Origin of the sequence: Bovifimicola ammoniilytica (assembly GCF_025567085.1) — a bacterium.
Lineage (GTDB): Bacteria > Bacillota > Clostridia > Lachnospirales > Lachnospiraceae > Bovifimicola > Bovifimicola ammoniilytica.
The window spans coordinates 83,625-100,673 of the sequence record NZ_JAOQJN010000001.1 but is presented as its reverse complement, the minus strand read 5'-3'; the positions used below and the strand labels follow the sequence as shown (position 1 = coordinate 100,673).

The following is a 17,049-nucleotide window of genomic DNA, read 5'->3' as shown; positions in this document are numbered from 1 at the left end:
TCATCACCTCTCCATCATACTAATATAGCGTTCCAAAGAAGCCATAATATTTTCATCCGAAGTTGTGAGTTCCTTAAGAAGTGACACAAACTCCGTCTCTGTCTGTACAATTTCTTCATCGGTCTGCTTCATTTCATCAAGTAATGCATTTATATCTATTTCTTCTTCCTTTTCGAAATTATCAACATATCGTGGAATATTGAGATTAAAATCATTCTTTTCTATATCTTCAAAGCTTGCCAGATAAGCTTCTTTCTCGACTGTTTCTCTGTTGTTATATAAATTAATGACTTCTTCTATGTGTTCATCTGTCATTGAATTCTGTTTCTTGCCCTTGTCAAACTTTTTTGATGCATCTATGAATAACACATCTCGTCCATCCCTATGTTTCTTTAATACGACAATACAGGTTGGAATAGAAGTATTATAGAATAAATTTGCAGGAAGTCCGATAACAGCATATATATTCCCTGCTCTAAGTAATTTTTCTCTTATTTTGCCCTCGGCTGCACCTCTGAACAACACTCCATGTGGTAAAACAATAGCCATAGTTCCGTTATTCTTAAGATGATATAATCCATGAAGTAAAAATGCATAATCTGCTTTTGATTTAGGTGCAAGTACTCCGTAATCACTAAATCTTTCATCTTGTAGGAAGCCTGGTGCTGCACTCCATTTAGCAGAATATGGTGGATTCATAAGTACCATATTGAAATCTGTCTCTTCTCCTGTAGGCCAATCTCCATCAAGTGTATCACCATTACGAAGAGTCTGGTTCTGTGGATCAACTCCATGCAAAAACATATTCATTCTCGCCAGATTGTATGTAGACACATTTAATTCCTGTCCGTAATATCTGATATACTGTGGCTCTGTCGAGTATTTCTTAGCATTTAATAAAAGTGAGCCTGAACCCATACATGGGTCGTATATAGACAGACCTCTCTTTGATTCCTGACCTGCAATTGCTATTTTCGTTAAAATCTTTGATACCGCCTGAGGTGTATAGAATTCTCCTGCTTTTTTTCCTGTTTCAGAAGCAAATTGTCCAATCAAATACTCATATGCATTTCCAAGCACTTCTGTATCAGAATTAAGTAAATCTGCTTTATCAATCTCCTTAATCAGGTTAGATATTGTATCACTCTGTTTCTGATCGCCTGTCCCAAGTCTGTTAGAATATAAATCAATATCCGTAAATAAATCTGCAAATAAAGGATCACTCTGCTCAATATTGTTAAATCCTTTTTGTAGCTGTTCACGATTAAATGCATTATTTTTTGCCGCCTCTGCAAAACTTGTATATGTCAATTCGGGTTCTATTATATAATGACATCTTGACTTTATCTGTCCTTTTAATACTTCTGCACTCTCATATTCTAATGCCTCTTTATATGCCTCTAATGCTTCTTTTAGATTTTCAGGTCTTTCATCATATATTAAATCATATACTTCAATCAGAAAAGAATCTGATAAATACTTATAAAATACTATTCCTAATAAGTAATCCTTATACTCATTTGCATCCATTTTAGAGCGCAAAATATCTGCTCCATTCCATAATACGCTAATTAAATCTTTGCCGTTATCTGATTCTGCCATCTTTACTTACCTCCGCAAATCCCTGTGTAAAATATTAATTTTATTATAGCAAATCCACCCTATATTTACAAATGCTTTGTAACGACTCAATTAACGATTACTCTCACTCCATCAACATATGTAATCGCAGGCCAATGGCCTGCTATCTATTTAAAGCACTACCCACTTTTGAAACTGTATAATGGATAAATGCGAATTTTATTAATCTTTTTATGATATATTTTATTCACGTAGCTTTAAATAGTTACTCAATATTTAGGTGTTTTATAATTATATTGATTCTTAAGTCAAATGTTTGATAATATTTTGTTTTTAAATATGCATTTTCAATGATTATATTTTTATGATTACATTTTTTATGATATTACATTTTCATTATGACAAATAATCCAATGGGTCACATGGTTCTTCTGCTTTAGTCAGCTCATAGTATAAATTACTTCCCTCATTTGAATAATATCTTGTAGGATTAGCCACAACTCCTATACATGTATCTTCATTTACCATATCGCCCTCTTTAAGTTCCACATTTTCTAACTGTCCTAAAGTTAATTCATAATCATTTCCAAGGGCTAAGACGACATAATTACCTATTTCGTCGTTAGAAGAAACTTCTTTAACTACACCTTTAACGCCTGCTAAGACATTTGTTCCTGCCTCACTCTGGATAACTATTGCAGGATTGCATTTGTAAGAATCAAGTGTAGGAAAATAGATTGTACTATCCATACTGTAATCTAATATTATACTTCCTTCAACCGGCCACCCTAATTTACTGTCTGTGCCAAATGATAATTTAGAAACCATTCCTGCCACATCTTTTACTTCGTCATCAGAGCCTGTCTGTGAAGTGCCGTCATTTCCATTTTGAGTATTACACTGATTATTTTCTCCACTATTTTTTTCATCATTTTGTGAATGTTTGCCTGAATATGAAGATGAATCTGTCTTTATTCCCGATGTATTATTGTCTTCAAGCGTTTCTTTATTTACCGAACCATCAACTGCAATATTTTCCGTTGTTTCTTCTTCGCTGTCTCCTTCTAATCTGTTCGTTGTCTCATTCAGATTTACAATATTACTTGTGTCTTTCTCGGTTTTATCAGATTTCTTATTAATAACACTTGTTCCTATTGCAATTGCCGAAAGACAAATACAACATGCAAATGTCACAATGATAAATTCTTTGCGTTTCTGATTCTTTTTATAATTATCTCTCACCATTACACCAATCCTTTCAAATATTCTATATGTTTGTTTTTAAGATATTTGTATAATGGTATTGTTCCCACATTGAGGCTATTTATTCTTTGCATTTTTCATTTTGATGTAATATAAATTTGTTGTAGCATATATAATACCTTTCTCTATCTGATTTCAACCTCTGAATAATAATATTTCAAAATGTCCCTATACCCTTTTCCATCTTTTGCCATTTTTAATGCACCATTTACACTTAAACCTTTGCCGTCACCTATTCCCTTAGAACTCATCTTAAAGCCACCCGAGAAGTTCTCCACTGCAAATGCATATGATGGCAGATTAAAGATTTCTGACCAGTCTTTAGCAAGAATTATATTATCTCCAATGCTTACAGTTCTTACATATTCGCCATTTTCCTCGTAATTAACTTTGATTGAGCCTGATAAATCTTCATCACTTATATCCGGATTAATGATATTCTTTAATTTTTCTCTTATTTCGTCCATTGTAAAATATGCGATTTTATTGAAATTCTTATTCTCCTTATCTGCTGATGAATCAACACTTTTTAAATATGGTTCTTCACCTGTATTCGTTATACCTGCACTTAATTCGTGATAATATGGACAAATATTTTTTCCATCATAATAGATAGTTTCACGATTAGTTTCTACTAACAACTTCATTGTATAATTGTAATTTTTCTCATACTTTTTGCCCCATTTTTTTTCTAATTCACTGTATGTAGTATATGGTAGTGTAAGTTCGTCCACATCTATTGAATTATTATCTCCCATTTTGTACAGAATAAATGTCCTTATTATTACCATCTGGGCTTTCAAAGCTTCTTTTTCATATTGGACAGGCATCATTGAATAGACTACAAGCGGCACAAACATTTCTACATCTATTTCCATAGTTTTATTATTATTTTTAATTACCACGCTTTTACCATATGTTTCAGGTTCATATACTACACCTCTGGTTTTGCCAAAATTTATCATTGTTACAGTATATGGAAACATAATAAAAAAGAAGGCTATTATAAATATAATGCCTATCTTTCTTCGATTTCTTATTAAATATTTTCTCATAATCCCTCCAATTAATGTCACGTTAATTTATTATGCCTGATTAGAGTATCAAAAAATTTATATTGTGCATATTTGGTACAACGCACCATTTTGACGCCCTAATATTATCCTATCGCTTAATACTCAATTCAATTCTGTTATTCACCGGATAGCTGCTCATAATAATGTAGAATTTTCTTGATTCAAGATTGTTCCAATGGCTTTTCTTAAACTGGCTCTTATACATACAATATACCAGCTTTAATTCCTTACTTTCGCCAGGTTTTACTTCAATCGAATTTTCATTATAATCATTTATTTTTCGATACATCTCAAGATTCCAGCCATTTGACCAGCCTCCTGACTGTGCAATGAAATTAGTAAATACAAATCTGCTGATTTTATCACCGTTATTTTCAACATTAAATTTTACAACCATCACTTTCATTTCCTGATTCATTAATTGTTCATTATCAGGATTTTCATCAAATTCAGCATAGTTTTTTTCAAAAACTTCCTTGTCCATTATATCGCTATCCACAACTTTTATCTTCAGATTACTCCCCTGAATATCTTCTCCCTGCTTAAATACTACTATTGGGGGATTAGGATATTTATTATTAATATATGTGATACGCTTTACTGATAGAACCACAACCACAATCCCTATCAGACTTCCTAATATAATTAATATTTTCTTCAATCGTTTATTCATTACTTCAACCTCTTTTCTGGCACTTATATTTTTCAACCTCTATATCTTTATATTTCTCATTATGTATAAAACCTGCTTTCAGACATCTTATATCTATTGCAATTTTCCTTCTTTTATTACATATATCTCATCTGACAAATACTCTAATTGCTCTTTATCATGACACGCAACTATCACTATGCAATTCTTTTGCTTAAGTCCCTTGATAACATCACGTATCTGCAGCACACCTTTTTCATCAAGTCCATTAAATGGCTCATCTAAAATAATAAGCTTAGGTGTACCCATAATTGCACATGCAATACCAAGCCTCTGCTTCATTCCAAGAGAATATTTCTTGTAAGTTCTTTTGTCATCAGGCTTTAACCCTACTTTTTGTAATGTTTTTTTTATCTCTTCTTTATCAACTTTTCCCTGGATATCTGCAACTAATTTCAGATTTTTATAACCTGTATATTTAGGAATAAAAGACGGGTTCTCAATCAATACACCTATGTCTTCCGGAAATGAAATATCTTTACCAATAACTTTACCATCAATGGTTATACAGCCCTCGCTTCCCTTTATAAGACCACATATGCCTCTCATTAACATAGTCTTGCCCGAGCCATTTTCGCCCTGAATACCATATATCATTCCATCATTTAATACCATATTTATATTTTCCAAAACTACTGTATCCTTAATTTTCTTTGAGTAATTCTCTATTTTTATCATTTAATTCACCCATCTGCCTTTCTTAACATTCTTATCTATATTTTTAACCTATTCTCTTGTGCGTGTTTCAGCATTTCTGAAATCACATTTTTCTATATAAATATTCCCTATAACAATAACTAAAAGCACCAATATACAATATGTAATATAACAATGATTAATATTAATTTCGCCCATAATACATATGAAATTTCTTAAAATCATTGTATTGTTACCAAGCAAATATGGTGTAGTATAATAAAGTGTAATGACATTTATAAATACACAGACCACTATTGCAATAATCTCATTAACCGTTATGCTAATCAATGAAATAAACAATGTCATAAACATTGCATTTAATATCTGGGATATTACAAACATCATTATAAAATCCATATGACTACAATTTTTAAATATTATTCCATATGACTCTTCCCACAATGATTTATTTATAGTGTTTCTGCAGCCGTAATAATTTATGAAACCAAACGCATATATAATTCCGTAAATCATTAAGACAAATTCACATATCCACAGACACTTTTCATTCCACCATAATTTTCTACTTCCTGATTTAATAAGTGTCTGATATCCCATCTGATATAAATCTCTCTTTAGATATGAAATTACAATCAGAACCGGAAATATCTGTAATATAAGCCAATCCATTTCTATTTCAAATCTTCCACCAATTTCAGGAGTATAAACTTTCATTCCTCTGAATAAATATACATAAAAGTCGAATATACCTATGTCTTTTACTGAATAACCCATATCCGTAAATGTATTTCTCAGATTCATATTTTCCATAAATAAGAATATTATAAGAAATACGATAAATATTAAATTCTTTCTGAATACTTCTTTTGTATCTCTTCTAATCAGCCTTAGAAATATCCTGTTACGCATTTATGCACTCCTTTTTTCTGCAATACAGACTTCCAATAAATATGCTTAATATCACTACAATTGCCAGATACATAAATATCCATTCCGTTCTCATAAGCAATTTATCATAGGACAGATTATATGTATTAATTATTCCTGTGACCTGTACGATAATTACCAGAAATATTGTTACAATCAAGGATATATGCTTATTTATTTCTAACCAGTTCATTAATAAATTAATCATTCCAATTGCCATAAACAATATAAATATGTATATACTACTTACACATATAATATATGATAATTTTATATTTCTGTCGGGCATTTTACCCTCATTTATATAATAGAATATACTTCTTGTACTATTGAAGTTACAATTATTCCCGTCTGATAAATTTATTGCAATAATGAATTCAGATAACATAAATATTAATGTAAAGCATAATGTTTTCACCATTAATGCAACACATTTACATATCCAGATATTATTAAAATTCCTAAATTTAAGCATCGCACTTCTTTCTATATTGTTACGATTATAATTAATAAATATCAGATACACGAATACCGCCAATGCCAGACTATAGTAACCATTGACTGATAACATAAATACGTCAGCCTTAGAAAACTCAAATGACATAAACGATATATTTTTCTCGTTATACATAAATGAATAATCTGACATCATAAGTGCAACAAAAGTAATTATATATATCTTCAGATTGAGATTCATAAACAACTTAATTCTGCTAATATATTTCTTCACGTTTTGCCTCCACTACTAACATTCCCAATGAAACTATAAAGAATAGCATACATTTGCCAAGGACAAAGCCTATTGAAATGCCTGCTGCCGGCTGGTCGATTCTGAAAAACTGTTCAAATGAATATATAGTTTTCCAAAAATACAGGCAAATATAATTTTCAACAATATATATACAAATGGTTTACTATAATAAATATCACTAAACATTGAACCATCATTAATTGAGAACATCATAGTAGATGCATCCGGTCGTAATGCCGGTACAAATAATGCTGTCAAAAACAAATTTAAAATTAGTGGAATTACAACGGCTGTTCCACCGCTCAGAAAAGCAGCAATAATCTTTGATACAAAATACTTCTTCTTACTAACTTTTGTAAATATGATTTTCACATATCCACTTTTTATATCCTGATATAAACTTCCCGCATACGGAAATATTGCAATAAGCGGAATTAATATGGTATATAATACAGCATGATATGTATATCCAACCCCGCCTATCCACGTATTAAACAACGAGTCCGGATATTCCGCCTTTCCATATAACTCATATAATTTAAGAGATTCTATTGCCGGTATACTACATTTAATCACCTGCATTACTGCAATTACGCAGCCTATAAAGACAGCTATAAACATATTCCTATTTATAAATGCTCTCTTCATCTCATTTTTAAAAATGCCTTTCATATCTTTCACGTCTAAACATTCCTCATTTCTCTTATTTATTTCTGTATATCAATCTTGAATGCTTTTATATCTTCAGAATTTATATCTGTTCCATCCAGCATATAATATATACTATCTGATTCTGCCATTGATTTGTTACATATATAAGCTATTGTTACTTCTATTTCTTCTTCTGGTTTTAATATTATTCTAAAATAATCTTTAATGCCCTGTTTTGATGTATCGTAAAGACTCTGGTATCTCGCTTCGTTTGTTGAATCTATAACTTTCATTTCATCATTTAATTCAATAAAGTTTCCTGAGTTTAAATACTATACCACTTCATTTTGACTTTCATTTTTTACTGATATATTCATAAATATGTATTGTTTATTTAGTAGTGTACCATTCTCATTTGTTTTTTCATCAAAATAATTCACTTGTTCTTTCGTAATTCCTTCTGGCAATTCCGATGAAATTGTTACGTTATTTATTTTAAATTTCTTTATCCAAGTAACTCCATAAATATCCATACAATTTATAGATACTTCATCATTCATTTTATAAATATTGGATTTATTAATTTTATATTCTGGTCTTGGAAATTTACTTTCTTCTTCCTGAATAATGTTACCTGCCTCATCTGTGCTGATTTCTTCTGTACTTGTATCTTCTGTATCTACTGATTCAAAGACATAACTTGTATTTTCTGATTTACTCTCATTCTCTTTTGATTCAGTTTCAGATTTATTACTACAAGAGGATAATAATATCAAAACTGTAGAAAATACAATTATTGTTTTTATTTTACAATATTTCAGAAGCAATCTGCCCTGAACTGCAATTCTCATGCCCTGAACTGCAATTTTTTATATAAAAAATAGGCTTCGCCTATTCAACTCCCCTGCCCTCAATCTTAAGGGGGCTTTTTCTTCATTTTCCTGCATAATAGACATATGAATATATTACAAAGAATCTTTACAGACTATTATGAAGAAATTAAATATACTCTTCATCCCAGATTTTATGAGATGGAAAATATCGAAAAAATGATCAACTGTGGTAATCCTTCTTTTGGCGGTACTATGTATGGCTGCCCACAATGCGGAAAACTTAAGTTCGTTCCTTTTCGTTGCCATAGCCGTTTCTGCCCCACTTGCGGTAACAAGTATTCTATGGAACGCACTACATCTATGTCTTTTAAATAATGTCCACCACAGACACTGTGTCTTCACGATTGATGAAAATCTTCGTGATTTTTCCTTCAATACAGAACTCTGCTTAATTGTCTTTTTCATTCTGTTGCCAACGTTGTTTCACATATGTTCTTTAAAATCAATAAATCCATGAACTTCACTCCAGGATATATCATGGTTCTCCATACTTTTGGAAGAGATCTCAAATGGAATCCTCACATTCACTGTCTGATTTCCGAAGGTGGCTACAGCGATAATGGGGGTTGGCACAATATCACGCATTTTAATTATACATACCTCCGAAATGCTTTCCGTACCGCTTTACTTAATGAAATGGAAAGCCGGCTTGACCCCTCTTTCAAGAAAATCAAAGCCTTATGTTATTTAAAGTACAAACATTGTTTCTATGTTTATGCCAAACCTAATAAATGTGATTCTAAAACCGTAGTTGCCAAAGATGCGCCGAAGATATCATGTGGATAAGATACCTGTACATGTTAAAAAACGTACCCGGCTATTCTTTGGATTTAAAATAGCAGCATTAGATTTTCAAAAGCTATTAGATTATACCAATAGCTTAGATTCGTATACTTCAAATAAGAAAACAGCATAAAATCAATGAACCACGGTTTCAAAATATCAATGAATTGTAGGCATAAAAATCATATCTTTCACAAATTCGTGTTAAATTTTCAAAGTACAAGCAAAATCAAATATTAAAAGGTGCTTTTGACACCCTAATCCTATAAAGTAAAAAATAAGCAGCCACACACCATAGTGCATAACTGCTATGTGAAAAGTTCGGAAAGGATTTTTGCAACCTGACACAGTTTCCTGTCCCTTAATCTCCATCAACATAAAAATATCTCCATCATTTCAAAAGAGAATGACGAAGATATTTCGCCTTGTTTATTCTTGTAGCAACCAATCAGCTATATCATGAATTTCGATTCCTTCATAGCTATATTTTGGATGTTTGGTTCTGGCAATAATCATTTTCGGATAAGCATCTCGGATCTGAAGCAGAGGAGAGCATTCTCTCTCAAATGTTTCCTGTCCAGAAATGTTGTCGCTGACCTGAATATAAATCTTCTCATTGCCTCTCTGAGCAACAAAGTCGATCTCCTTTTGATAGAGCTTGCCGACATAGACATCGTATCCACGGCGAAGAAGCTCGATGCAAACGATGTTTTCATATACTCTGCCGTAATCCATATTTCTGCTTCCCAGTATTGCATATCGAATACCACTGTCACAAAGATAGAACTTTTCAGAGCTTTCAAGGTATTTCTTGCCTCGGATGTCGTATCTCTTAATATCATAAAATACAAAAGCATTACACAAATACTTAATGTACTTGCCGACGGTTACATGATTGGTTGGAGTCTCATTTGCTGTCAGCAGCTGACTGACCTTATTAGGAGAAGTCAGGTTGCTGATATTATCCATAAGGAACTCGCTCAGATGTTGTAAAACTAAAGTGTCCGGGAGTGCATATTTCTGCACCAAATCCCTTGTAACAATCGTTTCGTATACCTCTTTGATATAGTTTGTTCTGTCTTTTTCGGTTCTGTAAGCGTAAGAACCTGCTAAACCGCCCTTGATAGCGTAATCATCAAAGAGTTTATCTTTGTCACTAACATCATCATAATATTGGCTATATTCTTGGAAGCTGAAAGGAAACACATGAATTTCAGTATAGCGTCCGGTAAACAGAGTTGCTAGATCCGCACTCAACAGAAAAGCATTGGAGCCAGTTACATAGATGTCGTATTTTCCCTTAGAGTACAGGCTGTTGATTGCCAACTCAAACTTTGGACACATCTGAACCTCGTCTACAAACAGGTAGTTCGTTTTACCTTCCTGATAATGTTCTTCCACATAGGCGTGTAAGGCATGGTATTCCTTGATTTCTTCATACGCCAAATCCATGAAGTCAATGAAGATGATATTGATATTTTCAAAATGGCTTTTCAGATACTCAATATACGCCTGCATCAGCTTGGACTTACCAGATCGACGAATGCCCGTGATGATCTTGATGTCAGGAGTACCATTCAGTTCAATGATTCTGTCGAGATACTTTGCTCTTGTAATTATTTTCATATCGTCACTCGCTTTCAAAATTCGAAGATTTTTCATTTCTTGAAACTGCTTCGATGTACTTATTATACTGTCTACTAATAGTATATGCAAGAGGTTGATTTCAAAAACACAAAATATTTTATTTTTCGAAAGTGGAGACTATGTAAAGGCAATCCGAAGACTACCCCAGGCATTATGCCTGTTCTTTGTTATACGGGTTCGTTGTCCTCATCATCAGCGATGAAACCCACATCATCGTCCTCGTATTCCTCACTGTAACCATAGTTCTCGTCATCAATCTTCTTTTTTCCGCTTATAATCAGGACAAACTCTTCTTTTTCGTCCCCGAGAATTCCCAGCATCTCATTAAAGAGCTCAAAACCTTTTCTCATGTTGTATAGAAACCAGGCATCCTGAATATATCCCTCCGGATGATCAATTCCTTCAAAGAAATCTTCATCAAAATTACAGTTAACGATAGCTTCTCTCATAGTAATATTTTTGATTGCAGGTTGCGATAGCAACATTTTCTGTTCCGCGCAGTGCGCTCCTTGCGGAGCGTTTTTGCTTACTAAGACAATTTCAACGAAATTTCCTAGTAAGTAAAAAATGAGCCATATACTTTTCATTAATTGAATTGTGTATAGCTCATTTTATATATTTATGACGATATACCTAAAAATCTTAAGTCATATATTTTAAATTGTCTTAAAAATAACATTATATATTTCTTACAACTAAACCTCAACTTTTACTTTATCAAGTTTCCAGATATCCTGAACATATTCCTCAATTGTTCTGTCTGATGAGAATTTACCAACATTACTTACATTGATAATTGCTGACTTAGCCCAGCCTGCTTCATCTCTGTAAGCTGCTTCTACTTTCTTCTGTGCTTCATCATATGACTTGAAATCTTTAAGAATAAAGTATCTGTCTGCTCTGTCTGTGTAATTAGTATTTAATAATGAATCATAAATAGGTCTGAATCTGTCAGGATCCTGTGGTGAATAGAAACCATTGATTAACTGCATAAGCACTTTTCTGATGTCCATATCGTTATTAAAGATATCCATTGGATTGTATCCGCCATTGTTCTCGTAATTGATAACTTCATCAGAACTCATACCGAAGATAAATGCATTTTCCTTGCCAACTTCTTCTACGATTTCTACGTTTGCACCATCCATTGTACCAAGTGTAAGCGCACCATTTAACATAAATTTCATATTACCTGTTCCTGATGCTTCCTTACTTGCTGTTGAAATCTGTTCACTTACATCTGCTGCCGCAAATATAATCTCAGCATTTGATACTCTGTAATTCTCTATAAATACAACCTTGATTTTACCATCAATTGATTTATCATTATTAATTACATCTGCTACGCTGTTAATAAGCTTAATTGTAAGTTTCGCAATTCTGTAACCTGCTGCTGCTTTTGCACCAAATATAAATGTTCTTGGATAAAATTTCATATCAGGATGTTCTTTAATCTCATTGTATAAATACATTACATGAAGAATGTTGAGAAGCTGACGTTTATATTCATGTAAACGTTTAACCTGAACATCAAATATCGAACGTGGATCTACATCTATTCCATTGTGCTCTTTAATATATTTTGCAAGTCTTACCTTATTCTGGTATTTGATATTCATAAATTCTTTCTGGCACTTCTTATCATCTGCATATATCTCTAAATTCTTAATATGTGCAAGATTTGTTACCCAGTCATCACCTATCTTACTTGTTACCCAGTCAGCTAATAATGGATTAGCATGTAATAAGAATCTTCTCTGTGTGATACCATTTGTCTTATTATTGAATTTCTGTGGCATCATTTCATAGAAATCTTTTAATTCCTGTTTCTCAAGTATCTCTGTATGGAGTTTTGCAACACCATTTACAGAAAATCCTGCACAGATTGCAAGATTAGCCATCTTAACCTGTCCGTCATATATAATTGCCATCTTAGCAATCTTCTCCTGATTACCAGGATATTTATTCTGAATCTCAAGTACAAATCTTCTGTTAATCTCTTCAACAATCTGATAACATCTTGGTAATAATCTTGAGAATAATTCTATAGGCCATTTCTCAAGTGCTTCACTCATAATTGTGTGGTTTGTGTATGCACAACATTTAGTTGTTACGTCCCATGCCTCATCCCAGTTAAGTTCGTATTCGTCCATTAATAATCTCATTATCTCCGCAACTGCTATAGTTGGATGAGTATCATTCATCTGGAATACAACTTTCTCATATAACTTCTTGACATCATCATGATTATCCATATATTTCTTAATAGCTGTCTGTACACTTGCTGATACGAAGAAATACTGCTGTTTAAGTCTTAATTCCTTACCTGCATAATGGTCATCACAAGGATATAATACTTCAACAATGTTTTTAGCAAGAGTTTCCTGCTCTGTTGCTTTCTGATAATCACCTTTGTTAAATGAATCAAGCATAAAATGCTGCATTGGTTCAGCATCCCAGATTCTAAGTGTATTTACCACGTTATTGCCATATCCTACGATTGGTAAATCATATGGAATAGCCTTTACAGAGCTATAATTCTCCTGAATGAAATGCTCTCTTCCATCTTCTCCACGTTCTACTCTGATATATCCACCAAATTTAACTTCACAGGCATATTCTTCACGTCTTACTTCAAATGGATTACCATTCTTTAACCAATTGTCAGGCACCTCAACCTGATAACCATCCTCTATCTTCTGTTCAAACATTCCGTACTTATATCTAATTCCGCAACCATATGCAGGATAGCCTAAAGTTGCAAGCGAATCCAAAAAGCATGCTGCAAGTCGTCCCAGACCACCATTACCAAGTGCTGCATCAGGTTCCTGATCTTCAATAGCATTTAAGTCAAGTCCTAATTCTTCAATAGCTTCTTTAATCTCTTTTCTTGCTGCAAGATTTATAATAATATTTCCTAATGCTCTACCCATAAGAAATTCCATTGACAAATAGTATACTGTCTTAGCGTCCTGTTTCTCATATTCTTTATGAGTTGCAATCCATTGGTCAATGATAAAATCTTTCAGTGCATAAGCAACACCCTGATATTTCTCTAACTGTGATGCTTCATCTAATGTCTTACGTGAAGTAATCTTCACATAATCATTTACTTCTTTTTTGAATTCTGCTTTGGAAAAAGTATCCATTATAATCCTCCATTCTGCAACCACTCCTTGTTGCAACTGTAATATATAATTCGCAAAATCCTTCTCTTAATACATAATATTTTGCTAATTCCCAATATAAGGTATATTATATCGTGATTTTTTATTATTTTCAATCATATTAGGAGATAAATTATACAATTGGTCAGTTTTTCACTGATATTTGATTTTCCAAAAACATATATTTAAGATGATTTTAAAGTAAATGTTTATTGTTATATCTTATCAATCACATAATACCACTGCTTTACAATCGGTACCTCATTTCCATTTTCATCGACATCTGACACTCCGGCATGATAATCTGTATATTTTATGTATATCTCATTTTCAACATAATAGACATATATTTCCTGGGAATATGCAGTTTTTATACAATAATACTGCTCACTATCTTTAAACTGTTCCTTTTCTATAGGTTTCGCCGTTAATAATGTATTATATTCACCAATTGCTTCGTTTTGTGTAAATTCTATTCCTTTTGCACTGAATTCAACATCTTCATCTGCTTTTATTATTGGCAAAGCTTTTCCGCAATACTTTAGCATATCCCTTATTTCATCTTGTAGTTTTCCCTCATCTTGAAAATAATATTTCCTGCCATTATATCCTGCCGATTCTCTTCCTATAACCAGCCCAATATGTTCACCACCGGCAGTATAAATGCCTATTCCATAGTCACTTGTTGAAAATTGATGTTTCTTACCATTCTTTACTATAGTTTCAGCATTAATTTTGTCTATTATCTCTTGTATTGTTTCTTTATTATAAATTGTATATTTGTGTCCTCTGCCTGATACTGTTGCATATTGTATATCCCCGGTATCAACATCTATATGTATATCTTCCACTTTATCCGTCTTATTACCATTATATTTTCTCACGAAAATAATGGCTGCCACTAAGATTACGACACCTATCACGCATATAAGTTCTTTATATTCTTTTAACTTAATTCTCATACCGCACCTCCGTTAATAAATAATTATTTATAAACATGCATAAATTTTATTCCATAAGACGAATGAAGTCTTATATCATCATATGCTATATATTCAATTACACCTGTATCCCAACTATTAGCAACACATAGGAAATATTTCGAAGAATTATTCTTTTTTGACTTAAACCGCAAATATCCATATACTGTTACTGCATGTCCACAAATTTCCCATCTTTTATTATCATCACTATAACATTTTGTAGATATTCCCAATATAGATGGATATTTATTATTTACTGCATCTACAAAAAATGCACTTGATGGATTATTCTGTGCAGAATATGGCATATTATTAATTTTTCCATACCATTTAGCAAATGTACTTACAACATATCCTATATTATTTTGATTCATTACATATTCTTGCCCATATTTTTTTACACCTCCCATTGAATAAATTGTATAATATGCCCACAATATAGAATCTTTATCCCATGTCTTAAAACAATTATAATGTGCTAATACATTTAGTATAGCAACAGCCGCACAACAATATTCTTTATTTATTTCATCACAATAATCCTGACCAAATTTGTATACTCTAGGTATATATCTTGATAATGCTAATTTATAATCATTTAATATGTATTGATAATTATCTAAAAAAATACTAAATAATTCATTTGTTTTATTTATTGATTTATCATAAAACGCACCAACTTCATCTGTAGAATTTTCATAATCAACCAAGTCATATGTAAATTCATCCTTAAATATAACTTTCTTATTTTCTAAATTCTCTTCTGGAAAATATGTTTCTACAAAGCCTCCATGATAACGTTCTACCATAAATTTTATCAATTTCTGATTTGAAATATCATATATAAAATATCCATAATTTATATCATTTGCTGATATGTTAATAGCATATTGTATAATTTCCCCAATATTATTATAAATCGGTGTTATATTTGATATTTTCCATTCCAAATCATCATAAAACTCTTCAACCACATCCCCAATTTCATCTTCTATCGTATAAGCTTCCTCATTTACCTCTGTTGCCTGAACATAAGCTGCTTCCCCAAACAAAAGTAAAAACACTACACTAACAACTAAAACACTACTTACTACTCTCTTAATTTTTTTATTCATATAAACCTCTTTTCTGAGCGATTACCTATATAAATGGTAATTCATATGCTACAATACTTCCCATTTACCTCTCTACCCTATTTGCCTCGCTCACCTCAAATAGAGCTGTCTAAAATTGTAAATTATGCACAATTTTTAAACTATTTTGTCACTACATATATACAATATATCATAACTATTATCAACATACAAGCATTATTGCTCATACAATTGTTTTGTATCTACAAATAAAATTTCTTTTTTTAATATTGCTTTAACAAAGCTTTATCGCATTATAAACCATTCTTTTCCAATTAAATGTAATTTATTTACCCATCCCGTAAATACACCTTTTTAATACATATAATATACATTTTTCCCTTTTAACATAGATTAATTATCCATTCTTCCCAGAACTCAATATCAATTTCAACTTAATCCACACTTTTAACTTCACATTTCAACTCTATATGGTCTGTCCATCTGTATATCCAATAACATTTTAACAATTGCATTATATTCTTCCCTATCAATCTCCATTGGTTCCCATTCAGCTAATCTTTGAAAATATCCCTCTCTCAATATGTCGTTCAATCTCTCATAATCCGGAATACATTTATCAAAATCGAGGTCCCAAAGCATTTTACTATCGTGTATCATATCTGCGATAGTCCCTGTCTTAATTATAAAGTGTCCCTCTTTTCTGTCATATTGTCCTTTATAATCAGCTTCCGGTAATAAATAATACTCTATCTTCATCTAATTCCTCCTTTCTAAACGCCTTTCTCATTATTCTTCGCTATTAATAATTTCATTCAGAAGTCTTCCTTAAAATGCTGTTTAAATAAATAATAACGTTCA

At 32.0% G+C, this 17,049-nt stretch carries 16 protein-coding genes and 1 pseudogene; 1 reads left to right on the top strand and 16 read right to left on the bottom strand.

The features are described from left to right. Positions 1-3: 3 nt before the first annotated feature. The 10 genes from OCV48_RS00465 to OCV48_RS00420 all read right to left on the bottom strand — a co-directional run bounded on the left by OCV48_RS00465 (position 4) and on the right by OCV48_RS00420 (position 8,472). On the bottom strand, positions 4-1,602 hold the full coding sequence (locus OCV48_RS00465) for a type I restriction-modification system subunit M (protein WP_147590820.1): 1,599 nt from the start codon (positions 1,600-1,602) through the stop codon (positions 4-6). Positions 1,603-1,977: 375 nt separating this feature from the next. Beyond that, the gene (locus OCV48_RS00460) at positions 1,978-2,826 is read right to left on the bottom strand and encodes a peptidoglycan DD-metalloendopeptidase family protein (RefSeq protein ID WP_147590819.1); all 849 of its coding nucleotides are present in this window, start codon (positions 2,824-2,826) and stop codon (positions 1,978-1,980) included. Between the two features lie 143 nt (positions 2,827-2,969). Further along, positions 2,970-3,899 carry a SpoIID/LytB domain-containing protein gene (locus OCV48_RS00455; protein ID WP_147590818.1) on the bottom strand — a complete coding sequence of 310 codons (930 nt, stop codon included), beginning with the start codon at positions 3,897-3,899 and terminating at the stop codon, positions 2,970-2,972. Between the two features lie 109 nt (positions 3,900-4,008). Beyond that, the gene (locus OCV48_RS00450; protein ID WP_147590817.1) at positions 4,009-4,593 is read right to left on the bottom strand and encodes a hypothetical protein; all 585 of its coding nucleotides are present in this window, start codon (positions 4,591-4,593) and stop codon (positions 4,009-4,011) included. A gap of 93 nt (positions 4,594-4,686) precedes the next feature. Continuing rightward, entirely contained in the window at positions 4,687-5,310 is a 624-nt protein-coding gene (locus tag OCV48_RS00445; RefSeq protein ID WP_147590816.1) for an ATP-binding cassette domain-containing protein, read from the bottom strand. A 48-nt stretch (positions 5,311-5,358) separates the two neighbouring features. After that, on the bottom strand, positions 5,359-6,201 hold the full coding sequence (locus OCV48_RS00440; RefSeq protein WP_147590815.1) for a hypothetical protein: 843 nt from the start codon (positions 6,199-6,201) through the stop codon (positions 5,359-5,361). Further along, complete coding sequence (locus OCV48_RS00435; protein ID WP_147590814.1) at positions 6,194-6,949, bottom strand: hypothetical protein; 756 nt, start codon at positions 6,947-6,949, stop codon at positions 6,194-6,196. The genes OCV48_RS00440 and OCV48_RS00435 overlap by 8 nt, the downstream gene beginning before the upstream one ends. Positions 6,950-7,018: 69 nt before the next feature. Continuing rightward, positions 7,019-7,651 (bottom strand): hypothetical protein, encoded by a 633-nt coding sequence (locus tag OCV48_RS00430; RefSeq protein WP_147590813.1) that lies wholly within the window; start codon positions 7,649-7,651, stop codon positions 7,019-7,021. Positions 7,652-7,677: 26 nt separating this feature from the next. Further along, the gene (locus OCV48_RS00425; RefSeq protein ID WP_147590812.1) at positions 7,678-7,914 is read right to left on the bottom strand and encodes a hypothetical protein; all 237 of its coding nucleotides are present in this window, start codon (positions 7,912-7,914) and stop codon (positions 7,678-7,680) included. A gap of 39 nt (positions 7,915-7,953) precedes the next feature. Continuing rightward, a complete protein-coding gene (locus OCV48_RS00420) occupies positions 7,954-8,472 on the bottom strand; it encodes a hypothetical protein (protein ID WP_147590811.1) in 519 nt (172 codons plus the stop codon). A 105-nt stretch (positions 8,473-8,577) separates the two neighbouring features. Here OCV48_RS00420 and OCV48_RS14115 point away from each other — a divergent pair. Next, positions 8,578-9,267: pseudogene (locus OCV48_RS14115) on the top strand (IS91 family transposase); the annotation flags it as partial. A 459-nt stretch (positions 9,268-9,726) separates the two neighbouring features. On the opposite strand, the gene OCV48_RS00405 reads toward OCV48_RS14115, so the two are convergent. The 6 genes from OCV48_RS00405 to OCV48_RS00380 form a co-directional block, all read right to left on the bottom strand. After that, a complete protein-coding gene (locus tag OCV48_RS00405; protein WP_147590810.1) occupies positions 9,727-10,959 on the bottom strand; it encodes an ATP-binding protein in 1,233 nt (410 codons plus the stop codon). A 152-nt stretch (positions 10,960-11,111) separates the two neighbouring features. Next, a complete protein-coding gene (locus tag OCV48_RS00400) occupies positions 11,112-11,393 on the bottom strand; it encodes a hypothetical protein (RefSeq protein WP_147590809.1) in 282 nt (93 codons plus the stop codon). 246 nt (positions 11,394-11,639) lie between these two features. Beyond that, positions 11,640-14,093, bottom strand: a complete 2,454-nt coding sequence (locus tag OCV48_RS00395; RefSeq protein WP_147590808.1) for a glycogen/starch/alpha-glucan phosphorylase — start codon at positions 14,091-14,093, stop codon at positions 11,640-11,642. A 233-nt stretch (positions 14,094-14,326) separates the two neighbouring features. Beyond that, the gene (locus OCV48_RS00390) at positions 14,327-15,073 is read right to left on the bottom strand and encodes a hypothetical protein (protein ID WP_147590807.1); all 747 of its coding nucleotides are present in this window, start codon (positions 15,071-15,073) and stop codon (positions 14,327-14,329) included. Positions 15,074-15,096: 23 nt separating this feature from the next. After that, the gene (locus OCV48_RS00385) at positions 15,097-16,209 is read right to left on the bottom strand and encodes a hypothetical protein (RefSeq protein ID WP_147590806.1); all 1,113 of its coding nucleotides are present in this window, start codon (positions 16,207-16,209) and stop codon (positions 15,097-15,099) included. A 432-nt stretch (positions 16,210-16,641) separates the two neighbouring features. Beyond that, a complete protein-coding gene (locus OCV48_RS00380) occupies positions 16,642-16,947 on the bottom strand; it encodes a hypothetical protein (RefSeq protein WP_021982344.1) in 306 nt (101 codons plus the stop codon). Between the last annotated feature and the right edge of the window lie 102 nt (positions 16,948-17,049).